Source organism: Alteribacillus iranensis, from assembly GCF_900113025.1.
Classification (GTDB): Bacteria; Bacillota; Bacilli; order Bacillales; family Marinococcaceae; genus Alteribacillus_A; species Alteribacillus_A iranensis.
On record NZ_FONT01000004.1, the window covers coordinates 331,205 to 341,756 of the forward strand.

General features: G+C 41.5%; 8 protein-coding genes, 1 tRNA gene and 2 rRNA genes. 3 read left to right on the forward strand and 8 right to left on the reverse strand.

The window, feature by feature from the left end:
* Positions 1 to 147: 147 nt before the first annotated feature.
* The 3 genes from BM095_RS11360 to BM095_RS11370 are packed head-to-tail and all read right to left on the reverse strand — an operon-like array spanning position 148 to position 3,736.
* Positions 148 to 1,356 (reverse strand): D-alanine--D-alanine ligase family protein, encoded by a 1,209-nt coding sequence (locus tag BM095_RS11360; RefSeq protein WP_091661746.1) that lies wholly within the window; start codon positions 1,354 to 1,356, stop codon positions 148 to 150.
* Positions 1,357 to 1,376: 20 nt separating this feature from the next.
* Positions 1,377 to 2,963 carry a Mur ligase family protein gene (locus tag BM095_RS11365; protein WP_091661749.1) on the reverse strand — a complete coding sequence of 529 codons (1,587 nt, stop codon included), beginning with the start codon at positions 2,961 to 2,963 and terminating at the stop codon, positions 1,377 to 1,379.
* Entirely contained in the window at positions 2,960 to 3,736 is a 777-nt protein-coding gene (locus tag BM095_RS11370) for an alpha/beta fold hydrolase (RefSeq protein WP_091661751.1), read from the reverse strand. Before BM095_RS11370 ends, BM095_RS11365 begins: the two co-directional genes overlap by 4 nt.
* A 332-nt stretch (positions 3,737 to 4,068) precedes the next feature.
* On the opposite strand from BM095_RS11370, the gene BM095_RS11375 reads away from it, so the two are divergent.
* From BM095_RS11375 to cydS, 3 genes are read left to right on the forward strand one after another with little or no spacing between them, the layout of a single operon-like run.
* Positions 4,069 to 5,418 (forward strand): cytochrome ubiquinol oxidase subunit I, encoded by a 1,350-nt coding sequence (locus BM095_RS11375; RefSeq protein WP_091661754.1) that lies wholly within the window; start codon positions 4,069 to 4,071, stop codon positions 5,416 to 5,418.
* The gene (locus BM095_RS11380; protein WP_091661757.1) at positions 5,418 to 6,431 is read left to right on the forward strand and encodes a cytochrome d ubiquinol oxidase subunit II; all 1,014 of its coding nucleotides are present in this window, start codon (positions 5,418 to 5,420) and stop codon (positions 6,429 to 6,431) included. The genes BM095_RS11375 and BM095_RS11380 overlap by 1 nt, the downstream gene beginning before the upstream one ends.
* Before the next feature lie 33 nt (positions 6,432 to 6,464).
* Positions 6,465 to 6,584, forward strand: a complete 120-nt coding sequence (gene cydS / locus BM095_RS16915; protein ID WP_407639161.1) for a cytochrome bd oxidase small subunit CydS — start codon at positions 6,465 to 6,467, stop codon at positions 6,582 to 6,584.
* A gap of 43 nt (positions 6,585 to 6,627) precedes the next feature.
* Here cydS and BM095_RS11385 read toward each other — a convergent pair whose 3' ends face one another.
* The 5 genes from BM095_RS11385 to BM095_RS11405 form a co-directional block, all read right to left on the reverse strand.
* Positions 6,628 to 7,425 (reverse strand): M15 family metallopeptidase, encoded by a 798-nt coding sequence (locus BM095_RS11385; RefSeq protein ID WP_091661760.1) that lies wholly within the window; start codon positions 7,423 to 7,425, stop codon positions 6,628 to 6,630.
* Between the two features lie 432 nt (positions 7,426 to 7,857).
* The gene (locus BM095_RS11390; protein ID WP_281243893.1) at positions 7,858 to 9,411 is read right to left on the reverse strand and encodes a malate:quinone oxidoreductase; all 1,554 of its coding nucleotides are present in this window, start codon (positions 9,409 to 9,411) and stop codon (positions 7,858 to 7,860) included.
* A 672-nt stretch (positions 9,412 to 10,083) separates the two neighbouring features.
* A tRNA-Thr gene (locus BM095_RS11395) sits at positions 10,084 to 10,159 on the reverse strand.
* A 33-nt stretch (positions 10,160 to 10,192) separates the two neighbouring features.
* Positions 10,193 to 10,309, reverse strand: a 5S ribosomal RNA gene (rrf, locus tag BM095_RS11400).
* A gap of 138 nt (positions 10,310 to 10,447) precedes the next feature.
* Positions 10,448 to 10,552: ribosomal RNA gene (locus tag BM095_RS11405) — 23S ribosomal RNA — on the reverse strand; the annotation flags it as partial.

Genomic DNA, 10,552 nt, shown 5'->3' on the forward strand with positions numbered 1-10,552 from the left:
GAGCCATCCAGCTACACCGTTACCCAGGTCAAGAGTACTGGGGGCTACCTGGAAGGAAAAAGTAGGAAATAGAGTGACAAACCGAACAAGGGGCTGTCAAAGGATCATTTTTATGACCTTTTGCCAGCCCCTATTTATTTCATATACTTATTGTTTGGAACCGTTTTTGCTTCCTTTCATCCCTTGGGCACTCTGAAGAGAAAACAAGTTAGAATCGATCGAAAACGTGATTTTTTCCCTGTCACGCTTCCGTTTCAAAGCTAGTTGTATTAATTGGTGAGTGAGTTCCGTGTAATTTTTTCCCGCTGGATCCCATAAGTAAAAAGATAAGGAACCTGGGATAGTATTAATTTCATTAATATAAACCTTGTCTTTTGTTTTATCGATAATAAAGTCTATGCGAGAAACCCCGCTGCACCCAAGAATTTGAAAAGTATCTTTTGCCAACTCCTGAACCTCTATCGTACGGTCGTCTGACAAAGGGGCAGGAATTACACGATCTGTGTTTTCCATGCCTTTCGCTGCACCCCCATCACTCTTGGAGCCGCTTCCTCCATACTTATCCTGGTAACTTAAAATTTCTTCTGTTTTTAGAACTTCTTCGATCACGGAAGCTTCCACTTCTTCAAAGTCACCAACGACCGAGCAATTGACCTCTGTCATATCTTCTACCATAGGCTCAATTACAATTTTCACGGCAAATCCCATCGCTTCTTCGACAGCTTCCTCGAGCTCTTCTCGATTTTCGGCTGTGCCGATTCCTACGCTAGAACCTAAATTTGCCGGTTTCACGATGACGGGATAACCGAATTTCTCTTCCGTCATATCAATGATTTCTTCACTGTCATCCACCCAGTGATTACTATAAAACCAAACATAATCCAATACCGGCAATTTGGAATCCCTTAAAATTTGTTTCATCATCACTTTATCCATGCCGGCCGCGGAGGAAGCTACATCACAACCGACATACGGTAAATCAAGCAATTCAAAAAATCCTTGGATGGCCCCGTCTTCACCAAATGTTCCATGCAGGATAGGAAAAGCCAAGTCAATTTCAGCGACGAACTTTTTGCCAAATTTAGGCACAGGGTCTTTTTGAAGTACCACTTTCCCGGAATCGTCCCGGGTGACAGTGACTTTTTGTGCCTTTTCAAGTAGTTTATCCAGCTCTTTATATTGTTCAATATCCAGCAATTCTTCCCCTGTGTACCAGCTTCTATCTTTGCTTATAAAAATAGGGATCGGTTCATACTGTTGATCATCCATCGCTTTCATCGCCTGTAACGCTGAGATTACCGAGACTTCATGTTCAACAGAAATCCCCCCAAAAAACACGCCCACTCTCGTTCTCATATGACTTCCCCCTCATTTCCTCACTCATTAAAAGTATCTGGCAAATCATTTTCTAATAGCACGACTGTTTTTTGACGAGCTACTTCATTCATCTTGGCGATAGCGTCCTGTAAGTCGCTTGCGACATAATATTGGCTTTCCGGATAACCTTTTCCTATCAAGCCATCCTGCAGTGGCTGTGTCTGCTTTTTGCCAACAAGAATAATAAAGTCACATACGTCTGCCGCGTGTTCTGCTAGAGCTTTATTTAAATCATATTCTTTTTCTCCAAGCTCTATCATACCGGGCGTCACTAATACTTTATACTCCGGCATTTGACCAAGTACATCAACTGCCATACGTGATCCAACGGGATTTGAATTGAAGCTGTCATCAATAATTGTTATATTCCCTGATTTTTTTCTAAGTTCAAGCCTATGCTCTACGGGAGCCACCTGTTTAATAGCACGAGCGATTTTCTCAAGCGGTATCCCCTTCTCTGAGCCGATTGCGATGGCTGCAAGAATATTATAGATGTTATGACGGCCGAGCAGCTTTGTCTGTATGTCGACGGACGTCCCGTCATATTTTAACACCGAAAATGATGACCCTTTGGACGAGTATGAAATATCAGTAGCTCGGTAATGCAGATCCGCCGCTTCGATACCATAATAAATCACTCGGCATTTGTTCCGCTGTTCATATGACATAATATTTTGGTCGTCCTTATTAAGGAATGCCGTTCCTTCATGAGGCAGCGTTTCAATCAGTTCAAATTTTGTTTTTTTAATGTTATCGAGGGTCTTAAAGGTTTCTAAATGCTGCTCGCCGATAGCCGTAAGTATTCCATATTTTTGATGCACGAGATCGCATATCTCTTGGATATCATGCTCCTGCTTCGCACCCATTTCTGCTATAAATATCTCGTGATAGGGTTTTAACATGGTGCGAATCGTTTTCGTAACCCCCATTTTCGTATTATAACTCTCCGGGGTCATCAATACATTAAATTGAGAAGACAATACCGTTTCAACAATGTGCTTTGTACTTGTCTTCCCGTAACTTCCTGTTATTCCAATCACTTCTAGATTCGGCATTGATTTGATAATCTTCTCTGCATCATGGAAGTAGTATTGGTTAATTTGCCTCTCAATCGGCCAGTTAATGACATTGCCAACCACCGTAAACAAGTATGAGAGGATGGAAGCGCCGATAGTTAAAATTAAGAACCAAGCAAGCGAGCTTTCTTCACCTGTTCCTACTAAAAGACCGATAATGGCTGTTAGCACGAATAAAATACCAGTCGTAATAAATAGTCGTTTTACTCTCGATGTAACCACAAGTTTCTTTTTCTCTTTTTCTTCCGGTGTCCAATACCCGAAAGCGCCAAATAGTACAATGCCTAGAAGTAGAGCAAATAGTTCACTTCCGAACAGAAATGGAAGGAGTGAAACGAGCAGTACATAGTGTCTGTTAGGAAACGCTTTCGATGGATTTGATTTTACCCACCGCCAGTATCGCTCATTTCGATACGAGTTAAGCTGAAGCATGTGAGTGCTTTTCTTTACAAGTTTACTATTGTAATATACCCAAGCTGCCAAGTACAACAGAATTAATACGGTGATCATGACTTCTGTTCCTCCTTGTCTTTTTGAAGGAAAGAATCAATGATGACTAAAAATTCATTTCGTTTGTCCAGATACGAATAATGCCCTGCGTTATCCAATACGACAAGCCCCGCATCCGGGATCATTTCCTCCATTATCTTACCATCCTCTACTGGGGTTGCTTCATCTTTTTCTCCCCAAACGAGAAGCGTCGGGGCCTTTATATGAGGCAGATGGTGTCTGAGATCTTCATTGACTACTTTCACCATGGTCTGCTGCATCACCCCTGAGACATTTTTATAATCAGCAGAACCAAGCTTCCCTTTTACCTTCGTTAATATTTCTTGCTCATAATTTCTTATCACAGGCAGCTTCAGTAGTTTTTTAAACGTTTTATACGTGTACACTTTTACATAATACTTTGGTTTTCGCTTTGGCTTTATCCCGGCACTATCAACGAGGATAACTTTTCTCACCGGCTTTCTCGAAGCATACTTAATAGAGACGCGCCCACCGAAAGAGTGCCCGATCAGTATGGGTTTTTCAATATTTAAATGTGTTAAAAATTTCTCAAGCATATTCGTGTAGTCTCCCACTGTCCAAGGCTCGGGAGGTTCTTGACTCTCTCCGAATCCCGGAAAGTCAATCGACCATACTTTAAAATGCTTCTCCAGAAATTGATGAACGGGAGCAAATGCTTGAATATTGGCTCCCCAGCCATGAAGAAGCACTACAGGCACCCCTTCTCCGGAGACGCGATAATGAACGTTGACTCCGTCTATATCGATATTCACTGATAAACGCTCCTATTCTTTTAAACTTATGTTATATATACTAAAATGAAAATGTATTTTTGTGCATAAGAACACCACTATATCTTACCATATTAGAATAAAAACGAGAATTGTCTATTTTACCTCTTTCCCTTTCCTACGAGACGAACTGTGAAAAGTATGTGTCTTCATCTATGAATTGTATGTGAAAGATGCTTGTTTTCACCCAGTTTTTCTTCTGCTTGTGATATATTTCACATAAACGGTTTATTAAAACGTCCCTTTGTCCAAAGAAAGCAAACATGTCCCTTATCGCATTAAACATAGAGAGAAGAAGAAAGGAGCATTCATCTATGTTTATGGAATATGATCCGGCACTATACAGCCGGATACTTACAGGTGTCACACTCGCTTTTCACATTATATTTGCCACGATTGGCGTCGGTGTCCCGCTCATGATTGCAATAGCTGAGTGGATGGGAATTCGTAAAAAAGACCCTCATTATCAACTTTTGGCTAGACGGTGGGCTCGTGGATTTGTTGTGACAGTCGCAGTAGGAGTCGTTACCGGAACCGCAATAGGGCTGCAGCTAAGCTTATTATGGCCGAATTTTATGCAGGTTGCCGGCCAAACCATCGCTCTCCCGCTATTCATGGAAGTGTTTGCCTTTTTCTTTGAAGCTATCTTTCTTGGAATATATTTATACACATGGGATCGATTTAAGAAGCCAATGCGGCACTTTTTATTAATCATCCCAGTAGTTATAGGTGCTTCTCTTTCAGCCTTTTTCATTACTACTGTTAACAGTTTTATGAATGCACCTCATGGTTTCCAGATCATTCACGGCGTGTTGACAGACGTTAACCCGCTAGCGGCTATGTTTAATCCGGCCACACCTACAAAAACAGCTCATGTTCTTGCTACCTCTTACCTTACTTCGGCTTTCATTCTCGGCATGATCGCTGCAGTAAAACTCCTTAAAGGAGACCGTCATGTGTATCACAAAAAGGCTCTCCGCATGACGATGATGTCTGCATTCGTGTTCTCGATAGCCACGGTTCTTATCGGTGACTTCTCTGGTAAATACTTAGCAGAGTATCAGCCAGAAAAGCTAGCAGCAGCAGAATGGCATTTTGAAACGGAAACAGAAGCACCCCTCGTTTTTGGCGGTGTGCTAACAGAAGAAAATGAAATCAAGTATGCCATTGAAATTCCTTACGCGTTAAGTATTTTAGCACACGGCACTCCCGATGCAGAAGTGGTGGGACTTGAAGAATTTCCAAAAGAAGATACCGCTCCTCCTTACGTCCACTATTTCTTTGACGGCATGGTAGCCATTGGTATGTATTTGGCATTCATTTCTTTTCTCTATCTGCTCATCAGCTGGTTGAAGAAAGACTGGCTTCATACCAAATTTTTATTATGGGGCGTAGCAATAGGAGGCCCTTTATCCTTATTAGCAACAGAATTTGGTTGGTTCTTTACAGAAATCGGGCGGCAGCCTTGGATTCTCTATGGAATCATGAGAACTCCAGATGGCGCTACCACTTCTCTTCACGTCGATCTTATGCTTTATCTCTTTATTGCCTTGTATATCATCCTCGGCATCACCTGTGCCATCGTATTAAGGAAAATGTTTCGTAGTAATCCGGCTGCTCATGAGTTAGAACAGCGAGGTTTTGAAACAGGGGGTGACAGGTAATGAGCTATGAAGTATTAGGGATCACCGTATTATGGTTTTTTCTTTATGGTTATTTAATTGTTGCCTCTATTGACTTTGGTGCAGGTTTTTTTCACTTTTATAATAAGGCATTTCATAGAAATTATCAGGTCAATCGGCTCATTCAACGTTATCTTTCACCAGTATGGGAAGTAACTAACGTATTTCTCGTCTTCTTTTTTGTCGGGATCATAGGTTTTTTTCCGGATACCGCTTATTATTTTGGAACAGCTCTTTTGGTACCAGGAAGTATCTCTATTGTATTGATCGCCATTCGCGGTTCTTACTATGCGTTTAACACGTATGGGTCAAGTGATAACTTAATATATTCCTTTCTCTATGGCATGAGCGGGTTACTCATTCCTGCTTCTTTCACTATTGTATTGACCATATCAGAAGGGGGTTATTTGGACATTCAGGATGGAAACGTGACATTGCTGTTAGGGGAGTTATTTACAAGTGCATATTCATGGAGTGTCGTTATTCTAGCTATTGTAAGTGTATTATTTATTTCAGCCTCTTTCTTAACTTATTACGCTTACAAAGCCGGGGATACAGAATCTTATCACTTGTTTAGGCGTTACACGCTTGGATGGTCCTTGCCTACCATTTTAGCTAGCATATTTATTTTCTTTGCAATCAGTCAGCATAACCCGGATCACTTTACTGAAATGCTTCATATCAGCTGGATGTTTTTCTTATCTCTCTTATTTTTTCTCGTTTCTGTTTATCTCATTTATAAAAAGCGAAGACACGGGTTGGCTTTTGTTTTAGTCATGCTTCAGTTTTTTAGCGCATGGTTTGGATATGGAGCCTCTCATTTACCATATTTGCTCTATCCATATTTAACGATTTACGATGGATTTGTTAACGAAACTATGGCATTTGCTCTTATTCTTGCATTTCTCGCCGGGTTACTATTGCTTTTGCCATCTCTTTACTTTTTAATGCGCTTGTTTTTATTCGACGCAGATTACGTAAAGGGAAAACGATAATAGGAAGGTTAAAACAATAGGAGGGAATGAAGAATGGATCTCAATCATTTTCTTATTATGGTTGCTCCTCATCTCACATTGGCCGCGGCTGTCCTTGCCATCTTTTTATGGAGCGGCCGTCAGGGAGATTATTTTGAGGACGATAATGAATAAAAGATGCGCTCCGCCAGTTGACTGGTCGGAGCGCATTTTATGGTTACTCCTTACCTGATAGTCCGTAGTATTCTTCTAATGTTAAATTATCTTCATACATGATAGTTGCTGCTTCGTCCCCTACGTAACGTATATGCCACGGCTCGTATTGGTAGTTCGTAATCTCTGTTTTGCCTTCGGGGTAGCGAATAATAAATCCATGCCGATGAGCGTTCTCTTTCAACCATTGTCCTTCGGGTGTCTCTCCAAATTCTGTAGTAAGACCAAAGTCGTTGGACAACGAACTGACATCCATGCTAAGACCAGTTTGATGCTCGCTTTCTCCTGGTTTTGCACTATATTGATTTGCCGCTTCTTCCCCATCCGCTTCTACATTCGCTGTGTAAATGGCTTCTTGACGATCATAGGAGCGGTATCCTGAAACGGCGAAAAGGGAGAAACCTTCCTTTTCCGCATCAGCAAACAAATTTTCTAGCGCACGTGCAGCTGGCTCTCTTAGTTGTTTTTTTGGATGGTTTTCCTCAAATGGGAATGGTACGTCAGGAACAGTCAAATCGTTTGGCTGATAATCTGCAGGTAAGCGATACTCTTTATTCACAAGCGCCAATGTATCATCCGGCTCTGATAATAGTCCTTGATCGTCTACCTTAAGAGACACAGCTTCTCTACCGGCGGCAGGAGCTTCCTCATTCTCCGCACCCTTGTCCTGTTGATTGGTGGATACTGGTTCCGTTTCTGTCTCTTTATTCGGTTCCTCAAGAGCTGGCTCTTCCTCTTGAGAAGAACAGCCATGTACTGCTAGTGTGATGGCAACAGCTAAAATAACAGACTGTTTCCTCATTGATCGTCCTCTCTTTCTCCTCTTACCATCTAAGGTGCATAGTTCTAGTCTGTCCATATTCCTCCAATAGTTTAACATGTTTTCTCCATCAGGTAATAGGATGAAAGAAAGCTTATATTTTTTTCCAACTTTTTATGTCTCATATCTGTCACCTGTCACTACGCCCTTGGCCATGATCGGGAAGCCTACTTCAAAAGTTTCCTCTTCCCATGGACAGGAGCGGGAAGTTTATCGCTCGAATTTAATAAAGAAACACAGAGAGATAGTCCGTCTGCGCACGAAAAGTTGCTGGTCTTGCAGTCGGAGAGAGTTACAAACACAAAAAAGGCGTGACCTACGTCACACCTTTAACTACTTATAGTTTTCTTACACCCTATCACGTAAATAAGGGTTCGAGTAAACATTAGACAAAGAGATGGTCCCCTTCTCTTACTAATTATGCACCGGTGTCTCTTTATCATTTAAGCTCAATGATTCTGCTGTAGAGCGATGAATATCTTTCAAAAGCTCAGGATGTTCCATTAGAGAGAGACCATATGATGGAATCATTTCCTTCACTTTTGGTTCCCATTCTTTCATTTGTTCCGGGAAGCACGATTCAATTAATTCAAGCATCACATGAACAGCAGTAGATGCACCTGGAGAAGCCCCTAGTAACGCTGCAATTGTGCCGTCTGCATCCGTTATCATCTCTGTCCCAAATTGAAGGGTACCTTTTCCGCCTTCTTCTGTATCTTTTATCACTTGTACACGTTGTCCAGCAACTACTAAGTCCCAATCCTCACTTTTAGCGCCAGGGATAAACTCTCTCAATTCTTCCATACGTTGTTCTTTTGATAGCATGACTTGCTGAATGAGATATTTGGTTAACGACATTTCTTTTGCTCCTGCCGCTAACATTGTAAATAGATTATTTGGTTTGACAGAAGTGAATAAATCTAGCATAGAGCCTGTCTTTAAAAATTTAGGTGAAAAGCCAGCAAATGGTCCAAACAGCAGTGACTTTTGGCCATCAATATATCTTGTATCTAGGTGCGGTACTGACATTGGCGGGGCGCCAACCTTTGCCTTTCCGTATACTTTCGCATGGTGCTCGGCAGCAATGTCTGGATTTTTACACACCATAAATAAGCCGCTCACAGGGAAGCCGCCAATACGTTTTCCCTCCGGAATACCCGATTTTTGAAGTAAATGCAGACTGCCTCCACCGGCACCAATAAATACAAAGTTTGCTGAATGGTGTTCTACCTGGCCATTATCTACATTTCGTACTTTTAATTCCCATGCCCCGCCATCCATGCGTTTCAAATCATCCACACTATGCTTGTAGTTGATTTCTACACCCTTCGATTGAAGGTGATCGAACAAAGTGTTCGTTAACGCGCCAAAGTTAACATCCGTACCATCCTCTATTTTCGTAGCTGCAATAGCCTCTTTAGGATCGCGCTCTCGCATAATGAGAGGAATCCAATCTTTCAGCATCTCTGGATCATCAGAAAATTCCATGCCTTCGAATAAAGGATTGTGTGACATGGCTTCAAAACGTTTTTTCAAAAACTCTATATTCTGTTCTCCGCGCACTAGACTTAGATGAGGCAATGGTCTAATAAATGCTTTAGGGTTTTGGATTAATTGGCTGTCTACAAGATAAGACCAAAACTGCTTAGAAACCTGGAATTGTTCGTTAATCTTTATCGCTTTGCTAATATCTACAGATCCATCTGGCTTTTCTACCGTGTAATTAAGCTCACATAATGCAGCATGTCCAGTTCCTGCATTATTCCACTCATTTGAACTCTCTTCACCCGCACTCGCCAGTTTTTCAAAGACTTTAATATTCCAGTCCGGGGCTAATTCTTTCAAAATGGTTCCTAATGTCGCACTCATAATACCTGCGCCAATTAAAATGACATCCGTTTTATTCTCTCTGTTGCTCATTTTTACCAACCTTTTCCCTAAAATTTGCAGAAAAGATGCAGGTGTCATACCAAGCTAAGGTGCGGCCCAGTCACACACCTTTTCTGTCTCAACTATACCGATATTGTATTCCTTCATTATTTATAGTTTAAGCCATCTACTATTATAGAATAATTACAAGTGATTTAAAAGCTAACGGAAAGCGAACATTTACCGTCCCCCACGTCAATGAGTAAGCGAATAAGGAAATGATCCGATAACTCCGAAGCCTTGCGATGGTAACAGCTGTTATATATAAACCATTGCCATCAATTCCTAATTGTTCTAGAACATGGATAGATAAAAACAGAAAAACTTTCCTATATGAATCAGTTGATCGATAATAGACAGGGTCTCACTTATAGCTTTCCTATACACATTTTAACACAAAGTATAATTTCTATCAGCACGGGTTTTCTCCCTTTTTCACCAACAAATAGATAATCGATGTGTAGCACAACAGAGTTTAAAGAAACGTCTAGGAATATTAAAAAAAAGCGGTTATCCTTCCCTATGACAGGGATAAAGAAGGGTCTTAAAGGATACCCCGCCTCCTACCTGTCGTTTCAAGGCACAGAAGGGAAAGAAGGATGGACTAAAAATATTTTTCATTGCGTAGGCTGATAGAAGAGATGACAGGTTAACACAAAAAAAGAGCAGGTTTTCTAATTTCTGAAACCTGCCCTTTAATAGGCATTGTCATGGAGCTTCCTAGCGGGCTCGAACCGCTGACCTCATCCTTACCATGGATGCGCTCTGCCAACTGAGCTAAGGAAGCTTATGTAATATAAAAAAGTAAGATAGCAAAAGAGCCTGGCAACGTCCTACTTTCACAAAGGGTTGCCCCTTCATTATCATCGGCGCTGAAGAGCTTAACTTCCGTGTTCGGCATGGGAACGGGTGGAACCTCTTCGCTATCGTCACCAGACTTATGGTCAAAGGATCTTCTGCTAAGGACACAAACGTCCTGTTTGTAACGCAGAAGCCAGCACATCCTGTGCAAGTGTTCCCTCAAAACTGGATAACGAATATAAAGAGCGTGTATCGAGGCGCCTCATCCTTTGCGTTGGATAAGCCCTCGACCGATTAGTATCTGTCAGCTGCACGTGTTGCCACGCTTCCACCTCAGACCTATCAACCTTGTCATCTACAAGGGGTCTTACTCGCTTGC